Origin of the sequence: Escherichia sp. E2562, assembly GCF_005781075.1 — a bacterium.
GTDB lineage: Bacteria > Pseudomonadota > Gammaproteobacteria > Enterobacterales > Enterobacteriaceae > Escherichia.
On record NZ_VATM01000002.1, the window covers coordinates 102,576 to 118,232 of the forward strand.

Annotated in this window: 18 protein-coding genes; 17 read left to right on the forward strand and 1 reads right to left on the reverse strand. The window is 51.7% G+C overall.

Going from position 1 to position 15,657, the window contains the following annotated elements:
• Positions 1 to 46 precede the first annotated feature (46 nt).
• Complete coding sequence (gene rluC, locus FEK43_RS02255; protein WP_135406396.1) at positions 47 to 1,006, forward strand: 23S rRNA pseudouridine(955/2504/2580) synthase RluC; 960 nt, start codon at positions 47 to 49, stop codon at positions 1,004 to 1,006.
• Positions 1,007 to 1,117: 111 nt separating this feature from the next.
• Here rluC and yceF read toward each other — a convergent pair whose 3' ends face one another.
• On the reverse strand, positions 1,118 to 1,702 hold the full coding sequence (gene yceF, locus FEK43_RS02260; protein WP_064528833.1) for a 7-methyl-GTP pyrophosphatase: 585 nt from the start codon (positions 1,700 to 1,702) through the stop codon (positions 1,118 to 1,120).
• A gap of 198 nt (positions 1,703 to 1,900) precedes the next feature.
• Between yceF and yceD the strand changes: the two genes are divergently transcribed.
• The 16 genes from yceD to FEK43_RS02340 all read left to right on the forward strand — a co-directional run bounded on the left by yceD (position 1,901) and on the right by FEK43_RS02340 (position 15,649).
• On the forward strand, positions 1,901 to 2,422 hold the full coding sequence (yceD, locus tag FEK43_RS02265) for a 23S rRNA accumulation protein YceD (protein WP_001174481.1): 522 nt from the start codon (positions 1,901 to 1,903) through the stop codon (positions 2,420 to 2,422).
• A 51-nt stretch (positions 2,423 to 2,473) separates the two neighbouring features.
• Entirely contained in the window at positions 2,474 to 2,647 is a 174-nt protein-coding gene (rpmF, locus tag FEK43_RS02270; RefSeq protein WP_000290727.1) for a 50S ribosomal protein L32, read from the forward strand.
• Between the two features lie 80 nt (positions 2,648 to 2,727).
• A complete protein-coding gene (plsX, locus tag FEK43_RS02275; protein WP_074399521.1) occupies positions 2,728 to 3,798 on the forward strand; it encodes a phosphate acyltransferase PlsX in 1,071 nt (356 codons plus the stop codon).
• A 67-nt stretch (positions 3,799 to 3,865) separates the two neighbouring features.
• The gene (gene fabH, locus FEK43_RS02280; protein WP_130205541.1) at positions 3,866 to 4,819 is read left to right on the forward strand and encodes a beta-ketoacyl-ACP synthase III; all 954 of its coding nucleotides are present in this window, start codon (positions 3,866 to 3,868) and stop codon (positions 4,817 to 4,819) included.
• A gap of 15 nt (positions 4,820 to 4,834) precedes the next feature.
• On the forward strand, positions 4,835 to 5,764 hold the full coding sequence (gene fabD / locus FEK43_RS02285) for an ACP S-malonyltransferase (RefSeq protein ID WP_130215900.1): 930 nt from the start codon (positions 4,835 to 4,837) through the stop codon (positions 5,762 to 5,764).
• Between the two features lie 12 nt (positions 5,765 to 5,776).
• Positions 5,777 to 6,511, forward strand: a complete 735-nt coding sequence (gene fabG / locus FEK43_RS02290; protein ID WP_001008542.1) for a 3-oxoacyl-ACP reductase FabG — start codon at positions 5,777 to 5,779, stop codon at positions 6,509 to 6,511.
• 210 nt (positions 6,512 to 6,721) lie between these two features.
• Positions 6,722 to 6,958: an acyl carrier protein gene (gene acpP, locus FEK43_RS02295; protein WP_000103754.1), complete on the forward strand. Its 237-nt coding sequence runs from the start codon at positions 6,722 to 6,724 to the stop codon at positions 6,956 to 6,958.
• A gap of 89 nt (positions 6,959 to 7,047) precedes the next feature.
• Entirely contained in the window at positions 7,048 to 8,289 is a 1,242-nt protein-coding gene (gene fabF / locus FEK43_RS02300; RefSeq protein ID WP_130205545.1) for a beta-ketoacyl-ACP synthase II, read from the forward strand.
• A 119-nt stretch (positions 8,290 to 8,408) separates the two neighbouring features.
• Positions 8,409 to 9,218: an aminodeoxychorismate lyase gene (gene pabC, locus FEK43_RS02305; protein ID WP_135406398.1), complete on the forward strand. Its 810-nt coding sequence runs from the start codon at positions 8,409 to 8,411 to the stop codon at positions 9,216 to 9,218.
• 2 nt (positions 9,219 to 9,220) lie between these two features.
• Complete coding sequence (gene yceG / locus FEK43_RS02310) at positions 9,221 to 10,243, forward strand: cell division protein YceG (protein WP_138158417.1); 1,023 nt, start codon at positions 9,221 to 9,223, stop codon at positions 10,241 to 10,243.
• Positions 10,233 to 10,874, forward strand: coding sequence for a dTMP kinase (gene tmk, locus FEK43_RS02315; protein ID WP_130205551.1), 642 nt, complete (start codon positions 10,233 to 10,235; stop codon positions 10,872 to 10,874). Before yceG ends, tmk begins: the two co-directional genes overlap by 11 nt.
• The gene (gene holB / locus FEK43_RS02320; RefSeq protein ID WP_130259677.1) at positions 10,871 to 11,875 is read left to right on the forward strand and encodes a DNA polymerase III subunit delta'; all 1,005 of its coding nucleotides are present in this window, start codon (positions 10,871 to 10,873) and stop codon (positions 11,873 to 11,875) included. Before tmk ends, holB begins: the two co-directional genes overlap by 4 nt.
• Positions 11,876 to 11,885: 10 nt before the next feature.
• A complete protein-coding gene (locus FEK43_RS02325) occupies positions 11,886 to 12,683 on the forward strand; it encodes a metal-dependent hydrolase (protein WP_130205555.1) in 798 nt (265 codons plus the stop codon).
• Positions 12,684 to 12,977: 294 nt separating this feature from the next.
• Positions 12,978 to 14,411 (forward strand): PTS glucose transporter subunit IIBC, encoded by a 1,434-nt coding sequence (ptsG, locus tag FEK43_RS02330; RefSeq protein WP_000475698.1) that lies wholly within the window; start codon positions 12,978 to 12,980, stop codon positions 14,409 to 14,411.
• Between the two features lie 498 nt (positions 14,412 to 14,909).
• Positions 14,910 to 15,269, forward strand: coding sequence for a purine nucleoside phosphoramidase (hinT, locus tag FEK43_RS02335; RefSeq protein ID WP_054445830.1), 360 nt, complete (start codon positions 14,910 to 14,912; stop codon positions 15,267 to 15,269).
• A gap of 2 nt (positions 15,270 to 15,271) precedes the next feature.
• Positions 15,272 to 15,649 (forward strand): YcfL family protein, encoded by a 378-nt coding sequence (locus tag FEK43_RS02340; RefSeq protein ID WP_130205557.1) that lies wholly within the window; start codon positions 15,272 to 15,274, stop codon positions 15,647 to 15,649.
• Positions 15,650 to 15,657: the final 8 nt, after the last annotated feature.

A 15,657-nucleotide genomic window follows, 5' to 3' on the forward strand; every position in this document is an offset into this window, starting at 1 on the left:
AAAAATGAGTGGCGCGAATCCTGCTGGCTATTTAGAATCGCCCACCATGAAAACAGAGACTCCATCCGTAAAAATCGTTGCTATCACTGCTGACGAAGCAGGGCAACGTATCGATAATTTTTTGCGTACCCAACTGAAAGGCGTACCAAAAAGTATGATCTACCGTATTTTGCGTAAAGGTGAAGTACGGGTGAACAAAAAACGTATTAAACCTGAATATAAACTCGAAGCTGGCGACGAAGTGCGTATTCCGCCAGTTCGCGTTGCCGAACGGGAAGAAGATGCGGTGTCGCCACATCTGCAAAAAGTGGCGGCGCTGGCGGATGTCATCTTATATGAAGATGATCATATTCTGGTGCTGAATAAACCGTCCGGCACGGCGGTACATGGCGGCAGTGGTTTAAGTTTCGGCGTTATTGAAGGTTTGCGGGCGTTGCGCCCTGAAGCGCGGTTCCTCGAACTGGTGCATCGACTCGACAGGGACACTTCAGGCGTGCTGCTGGTGGCGAAAAAACGCTCGGCGTTACGTTCGCTGCATGAGCAGTTACGTGAAAAAGGCATGCAGAAAGATTACCTGGCGCTGGTGCGTGGTCAGTGGCAGTCACACGTGAAGAGTGTACAAGCGCCGTTGCTGAAGAATATTTTGCAAAGCGGTGAGCGTATTGTGCGTGTGAGCCAGGAAGGTAAACCATCCGAAACGCGTTTTAAAGTGGAGGAACGCTATGCGTTTGCCACTCTGGTGCGTTGTAGCCCGGTTACCGGACGTACTCATCAGATCCGAGTGCATACTCAGTATGCCGGTCATCCTATAGCGTTTGACGATCGTTACGGCGACCGTGAATTCGATAAACAACTGACTGAAGCGGGAACGGGGTTAAATCGCTTGTTCCTGCATGCGGCGGCGCTGAAGTTTACCCATCCGGGGACCGGTGAGGTGATGCGTATCGAAGCGCCAATGGATGATTGTTTGAAGCGTTGTTTGCAGAAACTGCGTAACACGCGTTAATGCGAGCATATAAACCTGCTAGTAGGCGGTTGGCCTGATAAGGCGTTTACGCCGCATCAGGCAGTCAGCACCAATTGCCGGATGCGGCGTAAACGCGTCCGGCCCATAAAATTATCCCATCAGCGGGTTTTGCCCTTCCCGGCGCAACATCTGACAGAGCGCGATAAGCGGCAAACCAACCAGCGTGTTAGGGTCACGCCCCTCTAAGCGCTCAAACAGCGTAATACCAAACCCTTCACTCTTAAAGCTGCCTGCGCAGTGCAGGGGATGCTCTTTACGCACGTAATTATCAATCTCCGCCTCGCTCAGGTGACGGAAATGGACGTCAAAAGGTTCAACTTCTGTTTGCAGATGCCCATTCGCCGAATTAAACAGCGCAAGCCCGGTATAGAAGGTGACAATATTGCCACTGGCTTTACGTAATTGCAGACGTGCATTTTCTTCCGTTAACGGTTTGCCAGTGATTTCACCGTCCAGTACACACACTTGATCAGAACCAATAATTAAATGATCCGGATAACGTGACGCCAGGGATTGTGCTTTTTCCTGCGCCAGTCGAAGCACCAACTGGCGCGGTGATTCATCGCTGCGCGGAGTTTCGTCGACCTCCGGCGCGGCACATTCGAAAGAGATTTGCAGTTTTTCCAGTAGGACGCGGCGCCAGGGCGATGTGGAGGCTAAAATAAGTTTAGGCATATTTTTTTCCATCAGATATAGCGTATTGATGATAGCCATTTTAAACTATGCGCTTCGTTTTGCAGGTTGATGTTCGTGGTCAGCACTGAACGAAAATAAAGCAGTAACCCGCAATGTGTGCGAATTATTGGCAAAAGGCAACCACAGGCTGCCTTTTTCTTTGACTCTATGACGTTACAAAGTTAATATGCGCGCCCTATGCAAAAGGTAAAATTACCCCTGACTCTCGATCCGGTTCGTACGGCTCAAAAACGCCTTGATTACCAGGGTATTTATACTCCTGATCAGGTTGAGCGCGTCGCCGAATCTGTGGTCAGTGTGGACAGTGATGTGGAATGCTCCATGTCGTTCGCTATCGATAACCAACGTCTCGCGGTGTTAAACGGCGATGCGAAGGTGACGGTAACGCTCGAGTGTCAGCGTTGCGGGAAGCCGTTTACTCATCAGGTCTACACAACGTATTGTTTTAGTCCTGTGCGTTCAGACGAACAGGCTGAAGCACTGCCGGAAGCGTATGAACCGATTGAGGTTAACGAATTCGGTGAAATCGATCTGCTTGCAATGGTTGAAGATGAAATCATCCTCGCCTTGCCGGTAGTTCCGGTGCATGATTCTGAACACTGTGAAGTGTCCGAAGCGGACATGGTCTTTGGTGAACTGCCTGAAGAAGCGCAAAAGCCAAACCCATTTGCCGTATTAGCCAGCTTAAAGCGTAAGTAATTGGTGCTCCCCGTTGGATCGGGGATAAACCGTAATTGAGGAGTAAGGTCCATGGCCGTACAACAGAATAAACCAACCCGTTCCAAACGTGGCATGCGTCGTTCCCATGACGCGCTGACCGCAGTCACCAGCCTGTCTGTAGACAAAACTTCTGGTGAAAAACACCTGCGTCACCACATCACTGCCGACGGTTACTACCGCGGCCGCAAGGTCATCGCTAAGTAATCACGCGTCTGCGTGATGAAGCTTAGTGAGGATTTTCCCCAGGCAACTGGGGAAAGACCAAACCGGGCGGCGACGATACCTTGACACGTCTAACCCTGGCGTTAGATGTCATGGGAGGGGATTTCGGTCCTTCCGTGACAGTGCCTGCAGCTTTGCAGGCACTGAATTCTAATTCGCAACTCACTCTTCTTTTAGTCGGTAATCCCGACGCCATCACGCCATTACTTGCTAAAGCTGACTTTGAACAACGTTCGCGTCTGCAGATTATCCCTGCGCAGTCAGTTATCGCCAGTGATGCCCGGCCTTCGCAAGCTATTCGCGCCAGTCGCGGTAGCTCAATGCGCGTGGCGCTGGAGTTGGTTAAAGAAGGTAGAGCACAAGCCTGCGTCAGCGCTGGTAATACCGGAGCGTTGATGGGACTGGCAAAATTATTACTCAAGCCCCTTGAGGGGATTGAGCGTCCGGCGTTGGTGACGGTGCTGCCGCATCAACAAAAGGGCAAAACGGTGGTCCTTGATTTAGGGGCCAACGTCGATTGTGATAGCACAATGTTGGTGCAATTCGCCATTATGGGCTCTGTTTTGGCTGAAGAGGTGGTGGAAATTCCCAATCCTCGCGTGGCGTTGCTCAATATTGGTGAAGAAGAAGTGAAGGGTCTTGACAGCATTCAGGATGCCTCAGCTGTGCTGAAAACAATCCCTTCTATCAATTACATCGGCTATCTTGAAGCCAATGAGTTATTAACTGGCAAGACAGATGTGCTGGTCTGTGACGGCTTTACAGGAAATGTCACATTAAAGACGATGGAAGGTGTTGTCAGGATGTTCCTTTCTCTGCTGAAATCTCAGGGTGAAGGAAAAAAACGGTCGTGGTGGCTACTGTTATTAAAGCGTTGGCTACAAAAGAGCCTGACGAGGCGATTCAGTCACCTCAACCCCGACCAGTATAACGGCGCCTGTCTGTTAGGATTGCGCGGCACGGTGATAAAAAGTCATGGTGCGGCCAATCAGCGAGCTTTTGCGGTCGCGATTGAACAGGCAGTGCAGGCGGTGCAGCGACAAGTTCCTCAGCGGATTGCCGCTCGCCTGAAATCTGTATACCCAGCTGGTTTTGAGCTGCTGGACGATGGCAAAAGCGGAACTCTGCGGTAGCAGGGCGCTGCCAGCGAACTCGCAGTTTGCAAGTGACGGTATATAACCGAAAAGTGACTGAGCGTACATGTATACGAAGATTATTGGTACTGGCAGCTATCTGCCCGAACAAGTGCGGACAAACGCCGATCTGGAAAAAATGGTGGATACTTCTGACGAGTGGATTGTTACTCGTACCGGTATTCGCGAACGCCATATTGCTGCGCCAAACGAAACCGTTTCAACCATGGGTTTTGAAGCGGCAACGCGTGCAATTGAAATGGCAGGCATCGATAAAGACCAGATTGGCCTGATTGTTGTGGCAACGACTTCTGCCACCCACGCCTTCCCGAGCGCAGCATGTCAGATCCAAAGCATGCTGGGCATCAAAGGCTGCCCGGCGTTTGACGTTGCCGCAGCCTGCGCAGGTTTCACCTATGCATTGAGCGTGGCCGATCAATACGTGAAATCTGGCGCGGTGAAGTATGCTCTGGTCGTCGGTTCCGATGTACTGGCGCGCACCTGCGATCCCACAGATCGCGGGACCATTATCATTTTTGGCGATGGCGCGGGCGCTGCGGTGTTGGCTGCCTCTGAAGAGCCGGGAATCATATCTACCCATCTGCATGCCGACGGTAGTTATGGTGAATTGCTGACGCTGCCAAACGCCGACCGCGTGAATCCAGAGAATTCAATTCATCTGACCATGGCGGGCAACGAAGTCTTCAAGGTTGCGGTAACAGAGCTGGCGCACATCGTTGATGAGACGCTGGAAGCAAATAATCTTGACCGTTCCCAACTGGACTGGCTGGTTCCACATCAGGCGAACCTGCGTATCATCAGCGCAACGGCGAAAAAACTCGGCATGTCAATGGACAATGTCGTCGTGACGCTGGACCGCCATGGTAATACCTCTGCCGCTTCTGTACCGTGCGCGCTGGATGAAGCCGTACGCGACGGGCGTATTAAGCCGGGGCAGTTGGTTCTGCTTGAAGCCTTTGGCGGTGGATTCACCTGGGGCTCCGCGCTGGTTCGTTTCTAGGATAAGGATTTAAACATGACGCAATTTGCATTTGTGTTCCCTGGTCAGGGTTCTCAAACCGTTGGCATGCTGGCTGATATGGCGGCGAGCTATCCAATTGTCGAAGAAACCTTTGCTGAAGCTTCTGCGGCGCTGGGCTATGACCTGTGGGCGCTGACCCAGCAGGGGCCAGCCGAAGAACTGAATAAAACCTGGCAAACTCAGCCTGCACTGTTAACTGCCTCTGTTGCACTGTACCGTGTATGGCAGCAGCAGGGCGGTAAAGCACCGGCGATGATGGCCGGTCACAGCTTGGGTGAATACTCCGCGCTGGTTTGCGCTGGTGTGATTGATTTTGCTGATGCGGTACGTCTGGTTGAGATGCGCGGCAAGTTCATGCAAGAAGCCGTACCGGAAGGAACTGGCGCAATGGCGGCAATCATCGGTCTGGATGATGCGTCTATTGCGAAAGCTTGTGAAGATGCAGCAGAAGGTCAGGTCGTTTCTCCGGTAAACTTCAACTCTCCGGGCCAGGTGGTTATTGCTGGTCACAAAGAAGCGGTTGAACGTGCTGGCGCTGCCTGTAAAGCTGCGGGCGCGAAACGTGCGCTGCCGTTGCCGGTGAGCGTACCTTCTCACTGTGCGCTGATGAAACCCGCTGCCGACAAACTGGCGGTTGAATTAGCGAAAATCACCTTTAACGCGCCGACCGTTCCGGTTGTCAATAACGTTGATGTCAAATGCGAAACCAATGGCGATGCCATTCGTGATGCACTGGTACGTCAGTTGTATAACCCTGTTCAGTGGACGAAATCCGTTGAATACATGGCAGCGCAAGGCGTTGAGCATCTTTATGAAGTGGGACCGGGCAAAGTGCTTACTGGCCTGACGAAACGTATTGTCGACACCCTGACCGCCTCGGCGCTGAACGAACCTTCAGCGATGGCAGCGGCGCTCGAGCTTTAAAAGAGGAACAACATGAATTTTGAAGGAAAAATCGCACTGGTAACCGGTGCTAGCCGCGGGATTGGCCGTGCAATCGCTGAAACGCTCGCGGCTCGTGGCGCGAAAGTTATCGGTACTGCGACCAGTGAAAGCGGCGCTCAGGCGATCAGTGATTATTTAGGCGCCAACGGTAAAGGTCTGATGTTGAATGTGACCGACCCGGCATCTATCGAATCTGTTCTGGAAAAAATTCGCGCAGAATTTGGTGAAGTCGATATCCTGGTCAATAATGCCGGTATCACTCGTGATAACCTGTTAATGCGAATGAAAGATGATGAGTGGAACGATATTATCGAAACCAACCTTTCATCTGTTTTCCGTCTGTCAAAAGCGGTAATGCGCGCTATGATGAAAAAGCGTCATGGTCGTATTATCACTATCGGTTCTGTGGTTGGTACCATGGGAAATGGCGGTCAGGCCAACTACGCTGCGGCGAAAGCGGGCTTGATCGGCTTCAGTAAATCACTGGCGCGCGAAGTTGCGTCACGCGGTATTACTGTAAACGTTGTTGCTCCGGGCTTTATTGAAACGGACATGACACGTGCGCTGAGCGATGACCAGCGTGCGGGTATCCTGGCGCAGGTTCCTGCGGGTCGCCTCGGCGGCGCACAGGAAATCGCCAACGCGGTTGCATTCCTGGCATCCGACGAAGCAGCTTACATCACGGGTGAAACTTTGCATGTGAACGGCGGGATGTACATGGTCTGACCGCGATTTGCACAAAATGCTCATGTTGCGCGCAGTCTGCGTGGTTATGAGTAATAATAAGTGCAAAATGATTTGCGTTGTTGGGGGGTATGGCCTCAAAATAACGTAAAATCGTGGTAAGACCTGCCGGGATTTAGTTGCAAATTTTTCAACATTTTATACACTACGAAAACCATCGCGAAAGCGAGTTTTGATAGGAAATTTAAGAGTATGAGCACTATCGAAGAACGCGTTAAGAAAATTATCGGCGAACAGCTGGGCGTTAAGCAGGAAGAAGTTACCAACAATGCTTCTTTCGTTGAAGACCTGGGCGCGGATTCTCTTGACACCGTTGAGCTGGTAATGGCTCTGGAAGAAGAGTTTGATACTGAGATTCCGGACGAAGAAGCTGAGAAAATCACCACCGTTCAGGCTGCCATTGATTACATCAACGGCCACCAGGCGTAAGTGAACATCTCCAGGCGGTCGTTCGACCGCCTGAGTTTTTTCTTTTTTGTCCCACTAGAATCATTTTTTTCCCTCCCTGGAGGACAAACGTGTCTAAGCGTCGTGTAGTTGTGACCGGACTGGGCATGTTGTCTCCTGTCGGCAATACCGTAGAGTCTACCTGGAAAGCTCTGCTTGCCGGTCAGAGTGGCATCAGCCTAATCGACCATTTCGATACTAGCGCCTATGCAACGAAATTTGCTGGCTTAGTAAAGGATTTTAACTGTGAGGACATTATCTCGCGCAAAGAACAGCGCAAGATGGATGCCTTCATTCAATATGGAATTGTCGCTGGCGTTCAGGCCATGCAGGATTCTGGCCTTGAAATAACGGAAGAGAACGCAACCCGCATTGGTGCCGCAATTGGCTCCGGGATTGGCGGCCTCGGACTGATCGAAGAAAACCACACATCTCTGATGAACGGTGGTCCGCGTAAGATCAGCCCATTCTTCGTTCCGTCAACGATTGTGAACATGGTGGCAGGTCACCTGACTATCATGTATGGCCTGCGTGGCCCAAGCATCTCTATCGCGACCGCCTGTACTTCTGGCGTGCACAACATCGGTCAAGCTGCGCGTATTATCGCGTATGGCGATGCTGACGTGATGGTTGCAGGTGGCGCAGAGAAAGCCAGTACGCCGCTGGGCGTTGGTGGTTTTGGCGCGGCACGTGCATTATCTACCCGCAATGATAACCCGCAAGCGGCTAGCCGTCCGTGGGATAAAGAGCGTGATGGTTTCGTACTGGGCGATGGCGCCGGTATGCTGGTACTTGAAGAGTACGAACACGCGAAAAAACGCGGTGCGAAAATTTACGCTGAACTCGTCGGCTTTGGTATGAGCAGCGATGCCTACCATATGACGTCGCCGCCGGAAAACGGCGCAGGCGCAGCTCTGGCGATGGCAAATGCTCTGCGTGACGCAGGAATTGAGCCTGGCCAGATTGGCTACGTGAACGCGCACGGTACTTCTACGCCAGCTGGCGATAAAGCTGAAGCGCAGGCCGTGAAAACTATCTTCGGTGAAGCTGCAAGCCGTGTGCTGGTAAGCTCCACGAAATCCATGACCGGTCACCTGTTAGGTGCAGCAGGTGCAGTAGAGTCCATCTACTCCATCCTGGCGCTGCGCGATCAGGCTGTTCCGCCGACCATCAACCTGGATAACCCGGATGAAGGTTGCGATCTGGATTTTGTGCCGCATGAAGCGCGTCAGGTCAGCGGAATGGAATACACCCTGTGTAACTCCTTCGGCTTTGGTGGCACCAATGGTTCTTTGATCTTCAAAAAGATCTAAGTCGCCATTTTCCACCTACATAAAAGGTCCGCTTGCGGGCCTTTTTTCTTAGATTTTATTCAGGCTTGTTCCGCAGTGAACATGCTGCCACACTTACAATCCTATTATAAGGAGCCGGTATGTTCTTAATTAACGGTCATAAACAGGATTCGCTGGCAGCAAACGATCGGGCCATACAGTTTGGCGATGGCTGTTTCACGACAGCCAGAATTATCGACGGTAAAGTCAGCTTATTATCCGCGCACATGACGCGACTACAGGAAGCCTGTCAGCGATTAATGATCGTTTGTGACTTCTGGACGCAGCTTGAGCACGAGATGGCGACTCTGGCGGCAGAGCAGCAAAATGGCGTGCTGAAAGTGGTGATCAGTCGTGGCAGTGGTGGGCGAGGTTACAGTACGTTAAACAGCGGACCGGCAACGCGCATGCTCTCAGTTATGGCTTACCCAACGCATTACGACCGCTTACGCAAAGAGGGAATGCTGCTGGCACTAAGCCCGGTACGCCTGGGACGCAATCCTCATCTTGCGGGAATTAAACATCTTAATCGTCTTGAGCAAGTGTTGATTCGCTCTCATCTTGAGCAGACAAACGCCGACGAGGCGCTGGTTCTTGACAGTGAAGGGTGGGTTACGGAATGCTGTGCAGCTAATTTGTTCTGGCGTAAAGGCAACGTGGTCTACACGCCGCGTCTGGATCAGGCTGGAGTTAACGGTATTATGCGACAATTCTGTATCCGTTTACTGGCACAATCCTCCTATCAGATTGCCGAAGTGCAAGCCTCGTTGGAAGACGTGATGCAGGCAGATGAAGTGATGGTTTGTAATGCGCTGATGCCAGTTATACCTGTGTGTGCCTGTGATGATGTCTTCTTTTCGTCAACAACGCTATATGAATATTTAGCCCCACTTTGTGAGCACCCGAATTAGTCATGAAAAAAGTGTTTTTGATTATCCTGTTATTGCTGATGGTACTGGGTATCGCCGCTGGTGTGGGCGTCTGGAAGGTTCACCATCTTGCCGACAGCAAATTACTTATTAAAGAAGAGACGATATTCACCCTGAAACCTGGAACCGGAAGAATGGCTCTCGGTGAACAATTGTATGCCGATAAAATCATCAATCGCCCCCGCGTCTTTCAGTGGTTGCTGCGTATTGAGCCGGACCTTTCCCATTTCAAAGCCGGGACTTATCGCTTTACGCCGCAGATGACCGTGCGCGAAATGCTGCAATTGCTGAAAAGCGGGAAAGAAGCGCAGTTTCCGCTACGCCTGGTAGAAGGGATGCGTCTGAGCGACTACCTCAAACAATTGCGTGAGGCACCCTATATCACGCACACGTTAAGCGACGATAAATACGCTACCGTGGCGCAGGCCCTGGAACTTGATAATCCGGAGTGGATTGAAGGCTGGTTTTGGCCAGACACCTGGATGTATACCGCTAATACCACTGATGTCGCGTTACTCAAACGAGCGCACAAGAAAATGGTGAAAGCGGTCGATAGCGCCTGGGATGGACGAGCGGATGGTCTGCCGTATAAAGATAAAAACCAGTTGGTAACGATGGCGTCGATAATCGAAAAAGAAACCGCCGTTGCCAGTGAGCGCGATCAGGTTGCCTCAGTATTTATCAACCGTTTACGTATCGGCATGCGCCTGCAAACCGACCCGACGGTGATTTACGGGATGGGAGAGAGTTATAATGGCAAACTTTCTCGTGCAGATCTGGAAACGCCGACAGCGTATAACACCTACACCATTACTGGTCTGCCGCCAGGCGCGATTGCTACGCCGGGGGCGGATTCGCTGAAGGCTGCTGCGCATCCGGCGAAAACGCCGTATCTCTATTTTGTGGCCGATGGTAAAGGCGGTCACACGTTTAACACCAATCTTGCCAGTCATAACAAGTCTGTGCAGGATTACCTGAAAGTGCTTAAGGAAAAAAATGCGCAGTAAGTATATCGTCATTGAAGGGCTGGAAGGCGCAGGCAAAACCACCGCGCGAAACGTGGTGGTTGAGACGCTTGAGCAACTGGGGATCCGCGACATGGTTTTCACTCGAGAACCCGGCGGTACGCAGCTGGCGGAAAAATTAAGAAGCCTGGTGCTGGATATCAAATCGGTAGGCGATGAAGTCATTACCGATAAAGCCGAAGTACTGATGTTTTATGCCGCGCGCGTTCAGCTGGTGGAAACTGTCATCAAACCGGCGCTGGCGAAAGGCACCTGGGTGATTGGCGATCGGCACGATCTCTCCACTCAGGCGTATCAGGGCGGCGGTCGTGGCATTGACCAGCATATGCTGGCAACGCTGCGTGATGCTGTTCTGGGGGATTTTCGCCCTGACTTGACGCTTTATCTTGATGTGACCCCAGAAGTGGGGCTAAAACGCGCCCGTGCGCGTGGCGAACTGGATCGCATTGAGCAAGAGTCATTCGATTTCTTTAATCGTACTCGCGCTCGCTATCTTGAACTGGCGGCACAGGATAAAAGCATTTACACCATAGATGCCACTCAGCCACTGGAATCAGTAATGGAGGCGATTCGCACCACCGTGACTCACTGGGTTAAGGAACATAACGCATGAGATGGTATCCGTGGTTAAGACCCGATTTCGAGAAACTGGTAGCCAGCTATCAGGCCGGAAGGGGTCACCATGCGCTACTCATTCAGGCGTTACCAGGCATGGGCGATGATGCCTTAATCTACGCTTTAAGCCGTTATCTCCTGTGCCAACAACCAGAGGGGCATAAAAGCTGCGGCCACTGTCGTGGATGTCAGTTGATGCAGGCGGGAACGCATCCCGACTATTACACCCTTGCTCCCGAAAAAGGGAAGAACGCGCTGGGCATTGATGCGGTGCGTGAAGTCACCGAAAAACTGAATGAGCACGCGCGTTTAGGCGGTGCTAAGGTTGTCTGGATAACCGATGCCGCCTTGCTGACCGACGCTGCGGCGAACGCTTTGCTAAAAACACTGGAAGAGCCGCCGGCAGAAACCTGGTTTTTCCTTGCTACCCGGGAGCTTGAACGTTTACTGGCGACATTACGTAGTCGTTGTCGGCTACATTACCTCGCACCACCGCCAGAACAGTACGCCGTGACCTGGCTTTCACGTGAAGTGACAATGTCACAGGATGCGTTACTTGCCGCACTGCGCTTAAGCGCCGGTTCGCCAGGAGCGGCGTTGGCGTTGTTTCAGGGAGATACCTGGCAGGCCCGCGAAACACTTTGCCAGGCGTTGGCTCACAGTGTGCAATCTGGCGACTGGTATTCCCTGTTGCCGACACTTAATCATGAACAAGCTCCGGCGCGTCTGCACTGGCTGGCAACCCTGATGATGGACGCGCTCAAGCGCAAGTATGGCGCTTCGCAGGTTACCAATGTTGATGTGCCGGGCGTTGTTGCTGCGCTGGCAAACCAGCTTTCTCCCGCGCGCCTGCAGGCTATACTGGGGGATGTTTGTCACACTCGTGAGCAGTTAATTTCTGTCACTGGCGTAAACCGCGAGCTTCTCATCACCGATCTTTTACTGCGTATTGAGCATTACCTGCAACCGGGCGTTGTGCTACCGGTTCCTCATCTTTAAGAGAGACATCATGTTTTTAGTCGACTCACACTGCCATCTCGATGGTCTGGATTATGAATCTTTGCATAAGGACGTGGATGACGTTCTGGCGAAAGCCGCTGCGCGCGATGTGAAATTTTGTCTGGCGGTCGCCACGACATTACCGGGTTATCTGCATATGCGGGATCTGGTAGGTGAACGTGACAACGTCGTATTTTCTTGCGGCGTGCATCCGCTCAACCAGAACGATCCCTATGATGTGGAAGATTTGCGCCGCCTGGCGGCGGAAGAGGGCGTTGTTGCTCTCGGGGAAACCGGGCTGGATTATTATTACACGCCGGAAACTAAAGTGCGTCAGCAAGAGTCTTTCATCCACCATATCCAGATTGGTCGTGAACTGAACAAGCCGGTTATCGTCCATACGCGTGACGCCCGCGCCGATACGCTGGCAATTCTGCGCGAAGAAAAGGTGACGGATTGCGGTGGCGTACTACACTGTTTTACAGAGGACAGAGAAACGGCAGGCAAATTACTGGATCTTGGATTTTACATCTCCTTCTCCGGCATTGTGACCTTCCGTAATGCAGAACAACTACGTGATGCCGCGCGTTATGTGCCGCTCGACCGGTTACTGGTCGAAACTGACGCGCCTTATCTGGCACCTGTGCCGCATCGAGGAAAAGAGAATCAACCTGCAATGGTTCGTGATGTTGCTGAATACATGGCTGTGTTGAAAGGTGTTGCCGTTGAAGAGCTAGCGCAGGTAACCACCGATAACTTCGCCCGCCTGTTTCACATCGACGCTTCCCGCCTTCAATCCATCCGTTAAATGAATTTATTTTAAGGCTCGTAATTAATTACTAAAACGAGTAAAGTTCACCGCCGCAAATTGGGCGGTGAATAACCATGTTTGATGCATTATGGCATTTATTTTGTCAATATGTGCAACTTCGCTAAAGGTCCGAAGTTGAAACGTGATAGCCGTCAAACAAATCGATAATGAATTATTTTACTCTGTGTAATAAATAAAGGGCGCTTAGACGCCCTGTACACGGCAAGGTTCTCCCCCCCTTGCCACGCGTGAGAACGTTAAAAGCACCCATACTCAGGAGCACTCTCAATTATGTTTAAGAATGCATTTGCTAACCTGCAAAAGGTCGGTAAATCGCTGATGCTGCCGGTATCCGTACTGCCTATCGCAGGTATTCTGCTTGGCGTCGGTTCCGCGAATTTCAGCTGGCTGCCCGCCGTTGTATCGCATGTTATGGCAGAAGCGGGCGGTTCCGTTTTTGCAAACATGCCACTGATTTTTGCAATTGGTGTCGCCCTCGGCTTTACCAATAACGATGGCGTATCCGCGCTGGCCGCAGTTGTTGCCTACGGCATCATGGTAAAAACCATGGCCGTGGTTGCGCCGCTGGTACTGCATTTACCTGCTGAAGAAATTGCCGCTAAACACCTGGCGGATACGGGCGTACTCGGGGGGATCATCTCCGGTGCGATCGCAGCGTACATGTTTAACCGTTTCTACCGTATTAAGCTGCCTGAGTATCTTGGCTTCTTTGCCGGTAAACGCTTTGTGCCGATCATTTCTGGCCTGGCTGCCATCTTTACTGGCGTTGTGCTGTCCTTTATTTGGCCGCCAATTGGTTCCGCCATTCAGACCTTCTCCCAGTGGGCTGCTTACCAGAACCCGGTAGTTGCGTTTGGTATCTACGGCTTCATCGAACGCTGCCTGGTACCGTTTGGTCTGCACCACATCTGGAACGTACCTTTCCAGATGCAGATTGGTGAATACACCAACGCCGCAGGTCAGGTATTCCACGGTGACATTCCGCGTTATATGGCGGGTGACCCGACTGCGGGTAAACTGTCTGGCGGCTTCCTGTTCAAAATGTACGGTCTGCCGGCTGCCGCGATTGCTATCTGGCACTCTGCTAAACCAGAAAACCGCGCTAAAGTGGGCGGTATCATGATCTCCGCGGCGTTGACCTCGTTCCTGACCGGTATTACCGAGCCAATCGAGTTCTCCTTCATGTTCGTAGCGCCGATCCTGTACATCATCCACGCGATTCTGGCAGGTCTGGCATTCCCGATCTGTATCCTGCTGGGTATGCGCGATGGTACATCGTTCTCGCACGGTCTGATCGACTTCATCGTCCTGTCTGGTAACAGCAGCAAGCTGTGGCTGTTCCCGATTGTCGGTATCGGTTATGCGATTGTTTACTACACCATCTTCCGCGTGCTGATTAAAGCTCTGGATCTGAAAACCCCGGGCCGTGAAGACGCAACTGAAGATGCGAAAGCTACCGGCACCAGCGAAATGGCACCGGCTCTGGTTGCTGCATTTGGTGGTAAAGAAAACATCACTAACCTTGACGCATGTATTACCCGTCTGCGTGTTAGCGTCGCTGATGTGTCCAAAGTGGATCAGGCTGGCCTGAAGAAACTGGGCGCAGCGGGCGTAGTGGTTGCTGGTTCCGGTGTTCAGGCGATTTTCGGTACGAAATCCGATAACCTGAAAACCGAAATGGATGAGTACATCCGCAACAACTAATCCGTAAGACGTTGGGGAGACTGAGGCAGCCGAATGGCTGCCTTTTTTACAGCCGCTAATCAGACCGGTCATCATTAAATTGCGTGTTGCGCCCGGGGCGATAGTTCCTTTCACGTTGATATCGTAGGTTTTGTCGAGCAGATTATTTCCAGCAATGAGACGTTTGGGGTTGCCTGATAACAGGCGAACAGTTCCACTTGCGCATAGCAATTTTGCCCGGCAGTGGAAGGAAACTGTCAAAGCAATGCTGGTGGTAGCAGGAAGGGCCTTGTCGCCGATATCCCTGTTATTATCTAAACCAAAGAGAAAAGGTGTTTTCGGCCCATTCATAGGCAAAAATGGGAATAATGGCGATGTATACGGCAGTAAAACGATTTTTTGCTTATAAATCGTGGCTTAAGGTTGAAAGAGCAGGTTTAACTCGACCATACTCTATACTCGCAGTGTAGCGCGGCGTAGCATGGCGCAACGCATGGCAATTTGAAAAAGGAAAATGTCGTGGCAGAAGAAACTATTTTCAGCAAAATTATTCGTCGTGAGATCCCCTCCGATATCGTCTACCAGGATGAGCTGGTAACGGCGTTTCGCGATATTTCGCCGCAAGCGCCAACGCATATTCTGATCATTCCAAATATCCTTATCCCTACCGTGAACGACGTGTCTGCCGAGCATGAGCAGGCGTTGGGGCGTATGATCACCGTAGCGGCAAAAATCGCCGAGCAAGAGGGTATTGCCGAAGACGGCTATCGTTTGATCATGAACACCAACCGTCATGGCGGACAAGAGGTCTATCACATTCATATGCACCTGCTGGGTGGCCGTCCGTTGGGGCCAATGCTGGCGCATAAAGGCCTGTAACGATGAGAAAAGGATGCTTTGGACTGGCGTCTTTGGCGTTGCTATTGCTGGTCGGTTGTCGTTCACATCCGGAAATCCCGGTGAATGATGAACAGTCACTGGTGATGGAGTCATCTTTGCTGGCAGCGGGCATTAGCGCAGAAAAGCCCGTTCTTTCAACGTCTGATATTCAGCCTTCAGCATCCTCGACGCTTTATAACGAAAGGCAAGAACCCGTTACCGTTCATTATCGTTTTTACTGGTATGACGCCAGGGGGCTTGAGATGCACCCTCTGGAAACGCCGCGCAGCGTCACCATTCCCGCACGTTCAGCGGTGACTCTGTACGGCAGCGCCAATTTTCTTGGAGCGCACAAAGTCAGACTTTATCTTTATTTGTAAGGGGTGAA